14 protein-coding genes, 2 tRNA genes and 2 pseudogenes are annotated in these 14,519 nt (G+C 67.8%); 12 read left to right on the top strand and 6 right to left on the bottom strand.

From position 1 onward, the window contains the following. Nucleotides 1–28 precede the first annotated feature (28 nt). On the top strand, nt 29–535 hold the full coding sequence (locus OHB49_RS18475; protein WP_030977892.1) for a DinB family protein: 507 nt from the start codon (nt 29–31) through the stop codon (nt 533–535). Between the two features lie 12 nt (nt 536–547). Here OHB49_RS18475 and OHB49_RS18470 read toward each other — a convergent pair. Both OHB49_RS18470 and OHB49_RS18465 read right to left on the bottom strand, forming a co-directional pair. Further along, nucleotides 548–837, bottom strand: a pseudogene (locus OHB49_RS18470) (hypothetical protein); the annotation flags it as partial. A 6-nt stretch (nt 838–843) separates the two neighbouring features. Further along, nucleotides 844–1,626, bottom strand: a complete 783-nt coding sequence (locus OHB49_RS18465) for a polysaccharide deacetylase family protein (protein WP_329161551.1) — start codon at nt 1,624–1,626, stop codon at nt 844–846. A gap of 170 nt (nt 1,627–1,796) precedes the next feature. On the opposite strand from OHB49_RS18465, the pseudogene OHB49_RS18460 reads away from it, so the two are divergent. After that, nucleotides 1,797–2,450 (top strand): annotated as a pseudogene (locus tag OHB49_RS18460) (transposase); the annotation flags it as partial. 124 nt (nt 2,451–2,574) lie between these two features. Here the strand turns inward: OHB49_RS18460 and OHB49_RS18455 are convergent. After that, complete coding sequence (locus tag OHB49_RS18455) at nt 2,575–3,174, bottom strand: hypothetical protein (RefSeq protein ID WP_030977896.1); 600 nt, start codon at nt 3,172–3,174, stop codon at nt 2,575–2,577. A 1,754-nt stretch (nt 3,175–4,928) separates the two neighbouring features. On the opposite strand from OHB49_RS18455, the gene OHB49_RS18450 reads away from it, so the two are divergent. Next, nucleotides 4,929–5,618 (top strand): hypothetical protein, encoded by a 690-nt coding sequence (locus tag OHB49_RS18450; protein WP_329161548.1) that lies wholly within the window; start codon nt 4,929–4,931, stop codon nt 5,616–5,618. 282 nt (nt 5,619–5,900) lie between these two features. On the opposite strand, the gene OHB49_RS18445 is transcribed toward OHB49_RS18450, so the two are convergent. Further along, nucleotides 5,901–6,077: a hypothetical protein gene (locus OHB49_RS18445; protein WP_329161547.1), complete on the bottom strand. Its 177-nt coding sequence runs from the start codon at nt 6,075–6,077 to the stop codon at nt 5,901–5,903. Nucleotides 6,078–6,735: 658 nt separating this feature from the next. On the opposite strand from OHB49_RS18445, the gene OHB49_RS18440 reads away from it, so the two are divergent. Continuing rightward, a complete protein-coding gene (locus OHB49_RS18440) occupies nt 6,736–6,996 on the top strand; it encodes a hypothetical protein (protein ID WP_234433007.1) in 261 nt (86 codons plus the stop codon). A 353-nt stretch (nt 6,997–7,349) separates the two neighbouring features. Here OHB49_RS18440 and OHB49_RS18435 read toward each other — a convergent pair whose 3' ends face one another. Both OHB49_RS18435 and OHB49_RS18430 read right to left on the bottom strand, forming a co-directional pair. Beyond that, entirely contained in the window at nt 7,350–8,006 is a 657-nt protein-coding gene (locus tag OHB49_RS18435) for an SDR family oxidoreductase (RefSeq protein WP_329161545.1), read from the bottom strand. 34 nt (nt 8,007–8,040) lie between these two features. Further along, nucleotides 8,041–9,309, bottom strand: a complete 1,269-nt coding sequence (locus OHB49_RS18430; RefSeq protein WP_329161543.1) for an amidohydrolase family protein — start codon at nt 9,307–9,309, stop codon at nt 8,041–8,043. A gap of 333 nt (nt 9,310–9,642) precedes the next feature. On the opposite strand from OHB49_RS18430, the gene OHB49_RS18425 reads away from it, so the two are divergent. The 8 genes from OHB49_RS18425 to OHB49_RS18390 all read left to right on the top strand — a co-directional run bounded on the left by OHB49_RS18425 (nt 9,643) and on the right by OHB49_RS18390 (nt 14,467). Then, nucleotides 9,643–9,715 (top strand) — tRNA-Thr (locus OHB49_RS18425). Between the two features lie 47 nt (nt 9,716–9,762). Then, nucleotides 9,763–9,835: transfer RNA gene (locus tag OHB49_RS18420), tRNA-Met, on the top strand. Between the two features lie 89 nt (nt 9,836–9,924). After that, complete coding sequence (gene rpmG, locus OHB49_RS18415; RefSeq protein WP_003956487.1) at nt 9,925–10,089, top strand: 50S ribosomal protein L33; 165 nt, start codon at nt 9,925–9,927, stop codon at nt 10,087–10,089. A 118-nt stretch (nt 10,090–10,207) separates the two neighbouring features. Continuing rightward, nucleotides 10,208–10,660 carry a MaoC family dehydratase N-terminal domain-containing protein gene (locus OHB49_RS18410; RefSeq protein WP_326744914.1) on the top strand — a complete coding sequence of 151 codons (453 nt, stop codon included), beginning with the start codon at nt 10,208–10,210 and terminating at the stop codon, nt 10,658–10,660. Then, a complete protein-coding gene (locus OHB49_RS18405; RefSeq protein WP_030977904.1) occupies nt 10,660–11,088 on the top strand; it encodes a MaoC family dehydratase in 429 nt (142 codons plus the stop codon). Before OHB49_RS18410 ends, OHB49_RS18405 begins: the two co-directional genes overlap by 1 nt. Before the next feature lie 143 nt (nt 11,089–11,231). After that, nucleotides 11,232–11,780, top strand: coding sequence for a TetR/AcrR family transcriptional regulator (locus OHB49_RS18400; RefSeq protein ID WP_329166533.1), 549 nt, complete (start codon nt 11,232–11,234; stop codon nt 11,778–11,780). 75 nt (nt 11,781–11,855) lie between these two features. Further along, complete coding sequence (locus tag OHB49_RS18395) at nt 11,856–13,316, top strand: MFS transporter (RefSeq protein WP_329161539.1); 1,461 nt, start codon at nt 11,856–11,858, stop codon at nt 13,314–13,316. Between the two features lie 95 nt (nt 13,317–13,411). Beyond that, on the top strand, nt 13,412–14,467 hold the full coding sequence (locus OHB49_RS18390; protein WP_329161538.1) for a UDP-N-acetylmuramate dehydrogenase: 1,056 nt from the start codon (nt 13,412–13,414) through the stop codon (nt 14,465–14,467). Nucleotides 14,468–14,519 lie beyond the last annotated feature (52 nt).

Below are 14,519 nucleotides of genomic sequence, written 5' to 3'. Positions count from 1 at the left end.
GTCGCGGTGATCGGGGACGCTTCGCGCGATGACAAGAATCGACGACACGCCGCCCGCGTGGGACGAGCGCACCCAGCTCACCACGTTTCTCGACTACGCACGTGACACCGCCCGCACCAAGTGCGAGGGCGTCTCCGCGGAGAACGCTCACAAGGCGCTCCTGCCCGGCTCACCGCTGATGACCATGAGCGGAGTGATCAACCACCTTCGCTGGGTCGAGTACTACTGGTTCCAGGTGGTCTTCCTCGGCGAGGAAGACCGGGGCCCCTGGACCGAGGAGGACCCCGACCGCGAGATGCGTATCGCCGTCGACTTCCCGCTCACGCAATTGCTCGACGAATACGTCGAACAGAGCGCCCGCTACCGCGAACTGGTCGCCGGGAACGGCCTGGACAAGCAGGCCCAGCGAGCCGTCCGCAACGGCCTCCACGTCGACCTGCGCTGGATCCTCCTCCACCTCACCGAGGAGACGGCCCGCCACAACGGCCACTTGGACATCCTGCGCGAGATGCTCGACGGCACGACCGGCGACTAGATCCAGCGGAGATCATGGGCGGAGCCAGAGTCGGATCGAGGCGGCGGTGACGGTGCCGTGGAAGATGTAGGCGCGCTTGTCGAACCTTGTGGCCACGGCCCGGAGTTCTTGAGGGCGTTGATCGTCCGCTCGACTTCGTTCCTGCGCTTATGGATCGTCGTGTCGAAACCGGTGGGCCGACCGCCCCTCTTGCCGCGCCGGCGGCGGTTGGCTGCCGACGGGCTTTCGTCAGTGGTCGGGTTCTGCTGTTCATGTCTGTCTGTTGGTGCGGGGGTCCGGGTCTGGATGTCAGTGCGGGCGAGCCTCACTCACCGCACGGGGAAGCCGAAGGAGTACCCCTGCTGCTTCAGCCAGGGCAGGATCTCGCGCAGAGCGGCCAAGGTCTGGGAGCGATCCCCTCCCGCGTCGTGGAAGAGGACGGTCGGCCCGTTGGAGATCTCGCTCTTGACGGTGGCGACCATGGTGTCCACACCAGGACGCTCGAAGTCTTTGGAGTCGACGTTCCAGCCCAACGGTCGCATCCCCCGGGACGCGGCGAGCTGCCGGCTGTACGGGGTGAAAGCACCGCCCGGGGCCCGGTAATACTGTGGCCGGACGCCTCCCGACGCCTTGGTGATCATGCGTTCGGCATCCAGGATCTGCTGCGACTGGTATGCCTCGGACTTGGTGTCCATGGCGGTGTCGTGCGAGACCGCGTGGTCGCACAGCCGGTGCCCGGCCGCCACGACCTCCTTGACCAGGTCCGGGTGTGCCTGGGCCTGCGTGCCCACCATGCAGAACGTAGCCTTCACACCGTTGTCCTTCAGCAGTTGCAGCACCTGCGGCGTCCAGACCGGGTCCGGTCCGTCGTCGATGGTGATGTTGACGCCCCGGGCGCCGCGGTCCGAGGCGTGTGCGATGTCCGCCGCCACCTTGGTCACGGTCCGGTCCTGAGGCCGGGCGTCCGGCGCTGAGACACGCGCTTGCGGCTGCCGCCCTCCGGCGGTGTCGGCCTGCGCGGTCCACACCGAGGTGGCAGCGGCCACCGCTGTCACCCCGAGCGCCGCCGCGAGAACCCGGCCGTGCCAGCCCCTTCCCTTGTGCCTTGCCATGTCCACCCACCCCTTTGCTGTCCCCGCCGATGCCCTGCCCTCATGAAGACATGCGAACGCCCGTACAAGATCCCTCTGTTACCGATCGCAGACGTATCCGCAGGGGTTCGGCGACAAACGCAGGAGTCCCGCGGCAGACGAGGAGGCGCAATGGCCTCGAAAAGGTGCCGCGGCAGACGCTGATCCGCACGGAGTTCGGCGGAGGCGCCCACGCGTGCGTCGAATGGCTCGCGAAGCAGGGCCGATGGCCGTCCCACTCGGTCGGTATGACCATCACCGAAGAGATTCACCGGTCGGTGCCGGCACTGCCGCCCTCCGCCTGGATGCCCCATCGAACCCGGCGGCGAGATCCGCGACGGCGCCTGGGTCGCCAAGCTCCACGGGGACTGCCTGACCGGCCGACCGAAGGGCATGCGGCTGATCGTCCGCGAGGAACGGCCGTACCTCGGCACCCAGTTGCGCTTCACCGACGCCGACGGCCTGCGGCTCACCCACTTCGCCACCAACACCAAGGACAGCCCGATCGCGCAGCCGGCACTGCGGCACCGACAGCGCTGCGCCGAGGACCGCATCAGCAATGCGCGCGCCACCGGCCAACGCAACCTCCCCTTCCCCTGCATGGCACGGCCCAGAACCAGATCTGGCTGGAGATCGTCCAGCTCGCATTCGACCTGCCGGCCTGGATGCCGATGCTCGCTCCGACCGGCCGGCCGGCCCGGCTCCGGGAATCCCGCCGTCTGCGACTCGGCCTCTTCTCAGCCGCCACCCAGCTGATCACCACCGCCCGCTGCAGGCACCTGCGATCCCACGGGAAACATCAACCCCGTCGAAGCCCACCAAACGCGACAATCAGGCCAGCGGCCTGCCCGTACGCCCCAACAAGCGAAGAAGAGCCCGTCAGCAAGCTGACGGGCTCCCGCGAAAGGTCGAGGCTAACCTGCCATCAGGTCAGATCGTCGGCGTGTCATCGACGATCTCCTTGTGCGGTTCGACAATGAACCTCCAGCCATCGCTGGGCTCCAGGAACCGCACTCGGGTCGGGTAGATGTCCAGGGCACGGCGGTCGCGGTTTTGGCTGTTCGTGTTCTTCCGCCCCCGGGCCGGCTCCTCGTACAGGTCGACCTTGACGTCCGGCACCGCGACGGTTTCCTCGCTCCAGCGCTGAACGATCCCCGCGCCGAACGCGTCCCGTGCGGCGGAGTAGAGCGACTCCAGGGATTCCTTTTTCCCGTCGGGCACGAAGAGGGCGAGGTTCAGGAGGACGCCGGCACTCTGGAGAACCTCGATTTCTTCCCCTGCCTTGTCGGCAATCCAGATCCCGCGCTCTTCGACATTGTCCGGGAGAACATGAATTTCCTCACCGAAGATCGTCCTCGCAGTGAAGGACCCTCCCTCGAAATTCTTACCCGGCCCCGTGAGGAAAGCCGGGGCGTAGCAGTCGAGAGGAAGGCCATCCATCTCCGCTGAGACGAAGATGTTGTCCTGGAGGCCCAATTCCGAAACCTCTCCGGCCGTAAGACGTCGAGCCGTAACCTTCTCGGTATTCACGCCATTCCCCTTTTTTCGTGCCGTCCTGTAAATTCATTAGGACTATACCATGAAAACGAACAGTCAATCCCTTTACGCGCACCTTCGCTCTCGCGATAGTACAGTCAACCCTCCGAGTAATTTCTTCCGATGGAACAGCGGACAAATCCTCTCGCATCGCCAGTGAAACGTAACCCCGTAGGGGAATACGGCGAGGTCCAAGAGGTGACTCACCGCTCCGGCGGGGTTTTCGGAACCAACCTAAAAGCCTAGGGGCGACGTTGCCCTGAGCCGAGCATTAAGTATCAGCCACCGACCACGGTTGGAGGCTGCAGGTGACTGGGGCACCTAGATCGCCAGCCCTTGACGACAAATTGCCGTAATCAACCTGAAGCAGGCGTCGCGAACTGCTGAAATGTCCAGACGTTTGATCCCCGCACCAAGCGGTAACTCCTCGGAAGATGCGGTAGGTTGGTGCGCCGCTCGGGGGCCGTTCGGTTGCCCGCGCAGCCTCGGAGTGGCACCACCTCCGGCTCTGATTTACCCACTGAACGGGGAAGAGAAAACATGCGCTTCCTGTGCACTCGCGTTGTGCCGGTCACTGTGTCTCTCGGGGCGGGTTTGCTACTTGGCCTAGTGGGCCCCGTAGCTGGGAAATGGGATGATCCCGTTTGCGTCGCCGTGAGTACTGTTTTTTCTAGTGGTTGGCCGTGGGCCTGTTATGCATTCTTGGTGGGCTATTTCCGCCGATCCAAAATTGAGTCAACGTTGCTGCCGCCTTTGGGGTTGGCTATCGGCGTAGTCGCATACTACCTTTTTAAGGATATGAACCTCACCATTCCGGCCGGAGTGGAACGCGCCGCCCCCGTTCCGGCCGGAATGGAACCTGGCGCCTCCAGCGAGGGGCAAATTCTCGTGTGGGGAATAGCGGCTCTCGTGTTCGGTGCGCCTGTGGGACTCGTGGGGAACGTAGCGCGAACGCCCGGAGTCGGTGGCCTTCTGTTCCGCCTGCTTGTTCCATTGATCGCCTACTTCGAGGCCACTCAGCGCTTGAGCACAGAGGCGGACTCGCAAGGGATGACGTTCTCCATGACCTGGAACACGATTCGCGTTACTGCAATCATTTCCGCTGTCGCTCTCGTCGGGCACACAGTGTGGAGCTGGCGCGCTCGACGCAGCCGACCCGAGGGGTGGGCGGAAGGTGGCGTGTCAGCAAAGCGTCGCCAACCAAGTCAGTCGCCAAGTGATATGTGAGCGGCCTTGGCCGAACGGCCGACCAGCGCTCGAAACGGGCGAGGGTCCCCCGCGGTGTTCTTGGGGCCCCCGTACGGACGACATCGCCTTGGTGCTCATGGAGCTTTGCACCGCTGGGTAGGGCGCGAAGCCGCGGTCAGCCGAGGCAGTCAGCACGACCTTCGCGAGTGCAGAGCCATCTCCGGATACGCCTGCCCCTCGATCTGCCTTGTCCCCATCAGGTTCCTCTGAAGCTCCGTCAGACAGGCCTGCGGCATGCACGATCCGATCCCCACCGGATGCCCGCAATCAGGGATATACCTCACTCTGCGTCCCTGCCCATCGCACTGGTTTTGCCGGGATACGGAAGCCGGCCCCTCTCACAGACTGCCGTGCGACCTGGGTGTATTCCTGCCTCTGGCTGATGGAGGCTGGGGCGGAGGGGGTAGGCGATGACAACAGCGCGGGCGAGGGCTCACAGCACGGGCAGACCGCCGAGCAAGGACGGTACCGATCGGCGGTCGCCGGGTCGGGCGCGGTTCATGGGCGTGCTGCTGATCCTGCTGTCTTTGATACCGGCGGCAGCCTGCTACTTGGTGTTCTCCTGGTGGCTGCCCTCCGACAGGGAGCGCTACCGGGACTACCAGGCAGCCGAACCGTGTCCCGCTCATGCAACGGCGCAGGTGGGGAGTGACTGCCTGAGCACCTGGCGTTTCACCGTCGTGAAGACGGTCGTCAAGTCCGGGAAGACTTCCACCTACGAGGCGACCCTCAAGGATGAGGACGCCTGGCGGGGAGTCGTGGACTTCGGTGACCCAGGACCGCTCCTTGAGCGGCTGGAGCCGGGCGACCGGGTCACCGCCACCGTCTGGCGCCGCGACATAGTGGTGCTCAGTAAGGATGGGGTCCGGCAGAACAGCTCCGATGCGCCCCGTGACGAGCTCCAGATGAACGCTGCCATCGGCGTGCTCGCCGCGCTCGTCGCGGCTCAGGCGTTCGCGTTCGGCGCGGTTCGCCTTGTCAGGCCTCGCGGCTACGAGCCGTTCACCTGGAATCCGTACGGCAAACGGCTGCTCATCACCAGCGTCGCCGCCTGCTTCGGGGTGGGACTCCCGGCCGTGTGGATCGGCATCCCGTGGTGGACCGTACCCGCCGTCGGAGTCCCCGCCGTGGTGTGCGCGGCGGGACTGATGCACCACCGCCTACGGCCCCGAGCCGCAGGCGGAGTGTGACGGCCCTGGAAGCGGGTGTCGGCCTGCATGGCTCGCCGAACCGTCGTGGCGCAAGTCACCGGGCGTTCAGATCCCACACCCACCGCAGCAGTTCAGCGTATGCGCCGGCCGGAAGAGGTGTCTCTCGGTGAGGGGCACCCCTTCCGCGTTCACCTTGTCTCACCCTGATTCAACGCTGTCCCAGCTTTGACCGGTGCGTGTGGGCGTCCGAGGTCGCCGCGAGGCAGACACTCGATGACGAGGTCCGCCTCCTCCGGATCCTCGTCGCTTACACTTTCGCCGTCACGCATAGTGAGGCATCACGTGAGCTGGGTAACTGAAATGCTGCGTAAACCGCGGCGCCCCCTTGTGCTCGGGGCAGCGCTGATTGTCGCGCTCATCGTGGAGTCGGCTGCGATCGTCGCCCAGCAAGAGCAGATCGACGATCTGCGGACGCAGCACATCGACCTCCAGGGACACCTCGTCGAGCCCAGTACCTCCGGTCCGTCCGGCCCCCCTGGTCCGTCTGGCCCCCCCGGCCCGCCGGGCAAGGACGGGAAGGACGGGCAGGACGGGCAGGACGGGCAGAACGGGCGGGATGGGCGGGATGGGCGGGATGGCCCGCCGGGTAAGGACGGGAAGGACGGCCAAGACGTTGCAGCCGAGCCATCACCGACTGAGACCCGGAGTCCCCGTGGGGAGGCTGAAGGCAGAGCCCTCCCGGGCAGCTCCTCCGTCATGCACTAGAGGATGTTCAACCCATCCATGACCGGACGGGGACGCTCGCGGTCACGGACGGCAGCATGCGATGAACTGCGGCACTGGGTGCTTGAGGTAGTCGATCCTGTGGTTGGCCACAAGTCGGGGCGCCGCCCTGTGCTCGACCCGGGTGGCCGTTGTCTTGTGCCGGCGAACCGTGAGGTCGCGCTTCGCCTCGATGACGTGTTCAGCGGCTTCGTGCAGTGATGGGCGAACCCGGGGCCTGTGAGGTCGCCGCGGGGCAGATGCTCGACGAGGAGCTCCGCCTCCTCCAGATCTTCGTCATTTACACTTTTCGCCGTCACGCACTGTGAGGGATGATGTGAACAGCGTAAACGAAACGCCACATAGGTCGTGGCGCCCCCTTGTGCTCGGCGCCGTGCTGATCTCCGTGCTCGTCGCGCAGTCGGCCGCACTCGTCGCCCATCAGATGCAGCTCGACGATCTGCAGACGCAGCACATCGACCTCCAGGCGCACCTCGTCGAGCCCAGTGCCTCCGGTCCGTCCGGACCCCCCGGTCCGCGCGGCCCCTCCGGCCCGCCAGGCAGGGACGGCAAGTCCGGGCGATACGGGGAAGACGGCCTTAACGGTAGGCACGGTCATAACGGCCGGAGGGGGAGGGACGGCCAGGACGGCTGAAACGCTGCCGCCGAGGCTCGACCGACGCCGGGTACGGGATCGACCGCAAGGGACCGTGCGAAAGCCACACGGCTCGGGGTGCCGTTGGCCTGGTCGGCAGGAACAGCACTGCCCAAGCGATACACGCACTCACCAGCCGGGGGAGGGGGCTTCCTCGGCGACGCCGAATCGAGTCCTCCGGATGCGAAGCCTCGTCCAGCTCGTTCGACGTGCGTGGAGACGGTCACTCGTCCGGACCAAGAGAGCCCGCGTGACCAGGAGTTGGCGAGGGGCACAGGGAGGGCGTCCGACGGCGATCGCGTGTGATCACCGTCGAACGGGTTCCGGGAACCCGGAGCCGCGCAGCCGGCCGCTCAGTTCCCTGCGACGTCCTTCACCGCCACCGTCACCGGCACGCTCCCCGAGATCAGTTCCAGCGTCAGGCCTGCCGTCGCCGGGGTGTCCAGCAGTTCCAGCAGCGCCGCCGCCACGTCGTCGCGCGGCACCGGTGCGCGTCCCGTCGAGACGGACAGCTGGACCTGGCCGGTGCCTGCGTCGTTCGTCAGCATTCCGGGGCGCAGGATCGTCCAGTCGAGTGCCGTCCTGGAACGTACGTACGCGTCGGCGGCGCCCTTGGCTCTGAGGTATGCGTCGAAGACCTCGTTGCCCGGGTGGTCCGGGTCGGCACCCATGGCCGACACCACGATGTAGCGCCGTACGCCGGCCCGTTCCGCGGCGTCCGCGAAGAGCACTGCCGCGCCGCGGTCCACCGTGTCCTTGCGTTCCGTACCGCTGTTGGGGCCCGCGCCGGCTGCGAAGACCGCTGCGTCGGCGCCGCGCAGGACCTCCGCCGTCTGGTCCAGGGTGGCCGATTCGAGGTCCAGGACGACCGGTTCGGCGCCGGCCGCCCGGAGGTCCTCGCTCTGTTCCGGATTGCGGATGATGCCTGCCGCTTCATCTCCGCGCGCAGCGAGCAGCCGCTCCAGCCGCAGCGCGATCTGACCATGTCCACCTGCGATGACAATGCGCATGGTCACGACCGTACGCCGCAGCGCGCCGCCTCGCTCAAGGCCCGCCGCCCGGACCGGAATCCGGTCGTCCCTGGCGTGGCAGGTCGAGGGCCACGACGGTCTCCGAGTCGCAGTACTCGCGTACCGCGCTCGTGCGTGCCACTACTCGTCCGCGATGGACGACGATCCGGCTGTACGCGAGGGAGAGCACGCCCGGGAGTTGTTCGCCGCGTACGGCGAGGAGTTCGGCGGGGAAGCCCGCTTCGACGCGGACTTCGGGCAATCCCATGGCCTTTCTGGCGGCGGTGGACACCGCGTCGTACGCATCCTCGGCCCGTAGTCCGCTCTGTGAGGCGAGCAGGTAGGCGGCCTCCAGCGGGTCGCCTCGGCCGACCGGATTGGCGACGTCGCGCAGCGCGCCGCTGCCGGCCGCTACGTGTACCCCGGCCGCGCGCAGGAGCCGTACCGGTGCCGTGCCTCGGCGTTCCGCCCCGCAGCAGCCGCCCTGGGGGAGGCAGATGACGGTCACTCCGGCGGCGGCGAGCTGATCGGCGGCGCGGATCGTCGTCTGCGGGGGGAGGTGGGAGAGGCCGGCGCACGGGCCGATCGAGACTCCGGGCATCAGTCCGGCTGCCATGGCGGCGAGGCGGGTGAGGCGGGCGGGATCGTCACCGTCCGTATGCAGGTCGACCGGGCAGCCGTGCTCGGCGGCGATGTCCAGGACGGCTTCGACGTATCCGGCGGGGTCGGGGTCGAGGTCGGGGCAACCGCCGACGACGCCGGCGCCCATCTTCACCGCGTCCCGGAGCATCGCGAGGCTGTCGGCGCCCGCGGTTCCGGTGAGAAGGCGGGGTACGGCGACCGGGATGAGGTCGGTGAGTCCGCGCAGTGAGTGGCGCGCCTGCAGTATCGCTTCGAGCGGGGCGAGGCCGGTTGCGTCGCCGATCCGTACGTGTGAGCGCAGCGCGGTGGCGCCGTGGCCGAGTTGCAGTAGGGCGGCTTCGGTGGCGCGGCGCTGGATGTCCTCGGGGTGGTGCGAGGCGGGTCCCGGGCTGTGGGGGCCCGCGCTGTCGGCGGTGAGGGCGGTGTCGCTGTGGGCGTGGGGTTCGGCGGGGGCGGGAAGCAGCAGGTAGCCGCGGAGGTCCACGCGGGCGCCGGGTGGGGTCAGGCTGCCTGTGGTGCCGACAGCTTCGATGCGGCCGCCGCCGAGCCTTACGTCCACGATGCGGCCGTCGGTGAGACGGGCGCCGCACAGCACCAGCGGGGTGGCTTCGGTGGAGTCGGCGGCGGGGTCGTCCGGCTGCCGCGGCTGGCTGTCGGGCATCGTGCTCCTGAATGGGTTGCAAGATCACGCAGAGTGAGTCGAGCCTAGGGGCGTGTTCGTCCCGGTTCGAGCAGGGGCGAAATAGTCGTACCGGTGTGGCCTGATGCGGCGTACGGGGCGGGTGTGGGGGGCCGGGACGGTCGGTGCGGTGGCCGGACCGGGGGTGGCCGGGGGTGGATCAAGTCGCTGATCAGGTGGCCGGTCCGGTCTTCGACCGGCTGGGAGCGAGTGGCCGATCAAAGGGATCGGGGCGGTGGCGATCTACGTCTCGGTGGGAGGCTCCGAAACGGATTTGGGCGATCGGCGAAGGACCGTGTAATGTCTTCATCGCTCGCCCCAATAGCTCAGTCGGTAGAGCGTCTCCATGGTAAGGAGAAGGTCTACGGTTCGATTCCGTATTGGGGCTCTGGTGATCGGGGAACCCCGCCTCACGGCGGGGGGACCCGGCATCAAAGCGGTGTAGCTCAGTCGGTAGAGCAAGCGGCTCATAATCGCTGTGTCACCGGTTCAAGTCCGGTCACCGCTACTTACGGTAGCCGATTGTGGGGTCGGTCCTTCGATCGGCTACTCTTTTTTGCGTTCATCCGTCCATCCGTCCGTCCAAGGAGCACTCACGTGGCTGCCACCGACGTCCGCCCGAAGATCACGCTGGCCTGCGTGGAGTGCAAGGAGCGGAACTACATCACCAAGAAGAACCGGCGTAACAACCCGGACCGTCTTGAGATGAAGAAGCACTGCCCGCGCTGCAACTCGCACACTGCGCACCGCGAAACCCGCTAAATCAGGCTCGTACACGAGGCCGTCCCCACTGGGGGCGGCCTCGTGTCGTTGTACAGGGCTGTTCTGTGCAGGGCTGCTCTTCGGCCCATTCGTCTTTCCATCAGGAGGTAGCGAGCCCATGGCGCTCGACCAGTCCTTCGTGGGGCGGACCTATCCGCCCACCGCGCCGTACGAGGTCGGCCGGGAGAAGATCCGTGAGTTCGCCGAGGCGGTGGGCGACTCCAATCCGGCGTATGTGGATCCTGCGGCTGCTCGCGCGCTCGGGTATTCCGATGTGATCGCGCCGCCCACCTTTGTCTTCTCGATCACTTTCAAGGCTGCGGGGCAGGTGGTGCAGGACCCGCAGCTGGGCCTGGACTACAGCCGTGTCGTGCACGGTGACCAGAAGTTCACGTATGTGCGTCCGGTGCGGGCGGGGGACCGGCTGACGGTCACCTCGACGATCGAGGGCATCAAGTCCCTGGCGGGCAACGACATCCTCGACATCCGTGGCGAGGTCCACGACGAGGCCGGCGAGCATGTCGTGACCGCGTGGACGAAGCTGGTGGCGCGCGCCGCCGAGGAGGCGTGATGACGGCGAAGGTTGCGTACGAGTCGGTCGAGGTCGGTACGGAGCTGCCGGCGCAGTCGTTCCCGGTGACCCGCGCGATGCTGGTGCAGTACGCGGGTGCCTCCGGTGACTTCAACCCGATCCACTGGAACGAGAAGTTCGCGCGTGAGGTCGGGCTGCCGGATGTGATCGCGCACGGCATGTTCACCATGGCCGAGGCGATCCGGGTGGTCACGGACTGGGTCGGGGACCCGGGTGCGGTCGTGGAGTACGGGGTGCGGTTCACCAAGCCGGTCGTCGTGCCGAACGACGACAAGGGTGCGCTGGTCGAGGTCAGTGCCAAGGTGGCGGCCCTGCTGGACGACAACCAGGTGCGGGTGGACCTGACGGCGATGAGTGAGGACAAGAAGGTGCTGGGCATGTCCCGCGCCCTTGTGCGGCTCGCCTGAGCCGCTGAGTCGATCTGTGCGTAAGGGGCACCCGCCCATGGTGGGTGCCCCTTACGCGTCGGCTCCTTGTGCGGCCTTCCTGGGCTCACGTATACCGCTTGACCAAGTTAGTGATTGAGTACTAACTTAGCTGCATGGCCAGGATGAGTGCAGAAGAGCGGCGCGAGAGCGTCGTCCTCGCGGCGATCGCCGAGTTCGCCCGCGGCGGGTACAACGGCACCTCCACGGAGGTGATCGCCAAGCGGGTCGGTGTCTCGCAGCCGTATCTCTTCCGCCTCTTCCCGAGCAAGCAGGCCATGTTCCTCGCCGCCTCCGACCGCTGCCTGGCGGACACCCGGAAGGTGTTCGCCGAGGCCGGCGACGGCCTGGAGGGCGAGGAGGCGCTCCAGGCGATGGCGGCGGCGTATCAGCGCCTCATCGTCGACGACCCCGACAAGCTGCAGATGCAGATGCAGATGTACGCGGCGATCGCCGCGGCGGAGGCGGCCGGGGACCACGAGTTCGGCGAGTCGGCGCGGGCCGGCTGGCTGCAGATGTGGGACGAGATCCACCTCGCGCTCGGCGCCGATGTCGGCGAGACCACGACATTCCTCGCTTACGGCATGCTCATCAACACCCTGGCCTCGCTCGGCTTCCCACCCGACCACCGGGTCTGGGCCGGTTTCTATCCCTCGGCTCGGCCGACCGTCTGAACAGTGCCATCCGGGTTCGGCCCGGTTTTCTGCCCGTCAAAGTTAGTCATCAATAACTAACCCCCAGGGGGAGCAGTGGACCAGCACACCGCAGGCCGCTCAGGAGCGGTCTGGGCCCTCGTCATCACCAGCGTCGCCGGCTTCATGGCGGCGCTCGACAATCTCGTCGTCACCACCGCCCTGCCCTCCATCCGCGAGAGCCTCGGCGGCGAACTGGCGGAGCTCGAATGGACGGTGAACGCGTACACCCTGACCTTCGCCGTCCTGCTGATGTTCGGCGCGGCCCTCGGTGACCGGTTCGGCCGGCGACGACTCTTCCTCGCCGGGCTCACCGTCTTCACCGGCGCCTCCGCCGCCGCGGCCCTGTCGTCCGGGATCAACGAACTGATCGCCTTCCGGGCCGTCCAGGGGGTCGGTGCGGCGATCATGATGCCGCTGACGCTCACCCTGCTCACGGCCGCCGTGCCCGCCGCCCGCCGCGGCATGGCGCTCGGCATCTTCAGCGCTGTCACCGGACTGGCCGTCGCCAGCGGGCCCCTGATCGGCGGCAGCCTCACCGAACACCTGTCCTGGCAGTGGATCTTCTGGCTGAACGTGCCGATCGGCCTGGTTCTGCTGCCGCTGGCCCGGCTGCGTCTGGCGGAGTCGTACGCCCCGAACGCCCGGCTCGACATTCCCGGCACCCTCCTGGTCAGCGGCGGCCTCTTCGGCATCGTCTATGGGCTGGTCAGCGCCAACGCCGACGGCTGGACCAGCCCCACGGTCCTCACCGGGCTGATCGCCGGTACCGCGCTGATCGGCGGATTCATCCACCACGGCTTTCACGCGAAGAACCCGATGCTGCCCATGCGGCTCTTCCGTAACCGCGGCTTCTTCGGGATCAACGTGGCCGGCCTGCTGATGTTCCTCGGGATGTTCGGCTCGATCTTCCTGCTCAGCCAGTACTTCCAGGGCGTGCTGGGCTACTCGCCGAGCGAGGCCGGGCTGCGGATGCTGCCCTGGACGGGCATGCCGATGCTGGTCGCCCCGATCGCCGGACATCTCTCCGACCGGCTCGGCGGCCGACCGGTCGTCGTCACCGGCCTTGCGCTCCAGGCCGTCGGACTGGCCCTCTTCGCCATGATCATCGCTCCCGACGCCCCGTACGCCACCCAGCTGCCCGCCCTGATGATCGGCGGCATCGGAATGGCGCTCTACTTCGCGCCGGCCGCCAGCCTGGTGATGTCCAGCGTCCGCCCCGCCGAGCAGGGCATCGCCTCCGGCGCCAACAACTCCCTGCGCGAGGTCGGTGGCGCCCTCGGTGTCGCGGTGCTCGGCTCGGTCTTCTCGGCGCAGGGCGGTTACGGCTCCCCGGAGTCCTTCACGGACGGGACCGTTCCGGCGGTCTGGATCGGTGCCGGGGTCGTGGCGCTCGCCGCGGTCGCCGCCCTGCTGATCCCGGGCCGCCGCACCGCACCGGCGCCCGGGGCGGACCCGGAGTCGGCCCCGACGGTGGGTGCGGAGCCGGCTGATGGGCGGGCCCCGGTCGCCGCCTGATCCGTGCCCCGGTCGCCGCCTGATCCGTGCCCCGCTACGTACGCGGTCCGTGGCCCCGCCCGAGCGGTGGGGCCACGGACCGTACTCTTGTCCCCGTGCAGGAACTCCACGACGCCCCCCTCGCCCCCCTGACCACCTTCCGGCTCGGCGGCCCCGCGGCCCGCCTCCTCACGGCGACGACCGACGCCGAGGTGGTCGCAGCCGTGCGCGAGGCCGACGACAGCGGTACGCCGCTCCTCGTCATCGGCGGCGGAAGCAACCTGGTCATCGGCGACAAGGGCTTCGACGGCACGGCCCTGCGCATCGCGACCAAGGGTTTCGAGCTGGTCGGCACGGCGCTGGAGCTGGCCGCCGGGGAGGTCTGGACGGACGCCGTGGCCCGGACCGTCGAAGCCGGCCTCGCCGGTATCGAATGCCTGGCCGGAATCCCCGGCTCCGCGGGCGCGACGCCGATCCAGAACGTCGGTGCGTACGGCCAGGAGGTGGCGTCGACCATCACGGAGGTCGTCGCCTACGACCGGTACACCCGCGAAACGGTCACCATCCCGAATGACGAGTGCGCATTCTCGTACCGGCACAGTCGCTTCAAGGCCGAACCCGACCGCTTCGTGGTGCTGCGTGTCCGGTTCGAGCTGGAAGACGCGGGTGGTCTCTCCGCGCCCCTGAAGTACCCCGAAACGGCCCGCGCCATGGGTGTCGAGCAGGGTGAACGGGTGCCTGCGGCGGCCGCCCGCGAGACCGTGCTGCGGCTCCGGGCCGGCAAGGGCATGGTGCTCGACCCCGAGGACCACGACACCTGGTCTGCGGGCTCCTTCTTCACCAACCCGATCCTGGACGTCGCGCAGTACGCGGCGTTCCTCGCCCGCGCCAAGGACCGGCTCGGCCCCGAGGTGACGCCCCCCGCCTTCCCCGCGGACGGGGGACACACCAAGACCTCGGCGGCCTGGCTCATCGACAGGGCCGGCTTCACCAAGGGGTACGGCACCGGCCCCGCCCGTATCTCCACCAAACACACGCTCGCCCTCACCAACCGCGGCGGGGCGACCACCGAGGATCTGCTCGCGCTGGCCCGCGAGGTCGTGGCAGGGGTCCAGGACGTCTTCGGCGTCACGCTCGTCAATGAGCCGGTGACGGTCGGCGTCAGCCTCTGAGTCCCCGCCTTCCGGGCCTTTCGAGGGCCGCTGGAGGGTGTGCGGGGCAGTG

This window comes from Streptomyces sp. NBC_01717, assembly GCF_036248255.1.
GTDB lineage: Bacteria > Actinomycetota > Actinomycetes > Streptomycetales > Streptomycetaceae > Streptomyces.
This window is presented reverse-complemented; position numbering and strand designations above follow the sequence as displayed.

Excerpts from the sequence above, each read along its gene's own strand:
- OHB49_RS18475 (WP_030977892.1), top strand. The coding sequence starts at position 29 with ATGACAAGAATCGACGACACGCCGCCCGCGTGGGACGAGCGCACCCAG.
- OHB49_RS18465 (WP_329161551.1), bottom strand. The coding sequence starts at position 1,626 with ATGGCAAGGCACAAGGGAAGGGGCTGGCACGGCCGGGTTCTCGCGGCG.
- OHB49_RS18450 (WP_329161548.1), top strand. The coding sequence starts at position 4,929 with ATGGGCGTGCTGCTGATCCTGCTGTCTTTGATACCGGCGGCAGCCTGC.
- OHB49_RS18435 (WP_329161545.1), bottom strand. The coding sequence starts at position 8,006 with ATGCGCATTGTCATCGCAGGTGGACATGGTCAGATCGCGCTGCGGCTG.
- OHB49_RS18430 (WP_329161543.1), bottom strand. The coding sequence starts at position 9,309 with ATGCCCGACAGCCAGCCGCGGCAGCCGGACGACCCCGCCGCCGACTCC.
- OHB49_RS18410 (WP_326744914.1), top strand. The coding sequence starts at position 10,208 with ATGGCGCTCGACCAGTCCTTCGTGGGGCGGACCTATCCGCCCACCGCG.
- OHB49_RS18405 (WP_030977904.1), top strand. The coding sequence starts at position 10,660 with ATGACGGCGAAGGTTGCGTACGAGTCGGTCGAGGTCGGTACGGAGCTG.
- OHB49_RS18400 (WP_329166533.1), top strand. The coding sequence starts at position 11,232 with ATGAGTGCAGAAGAGCGGCGCGAGAGCGTCGTCCTCGCGGCGATCGCC.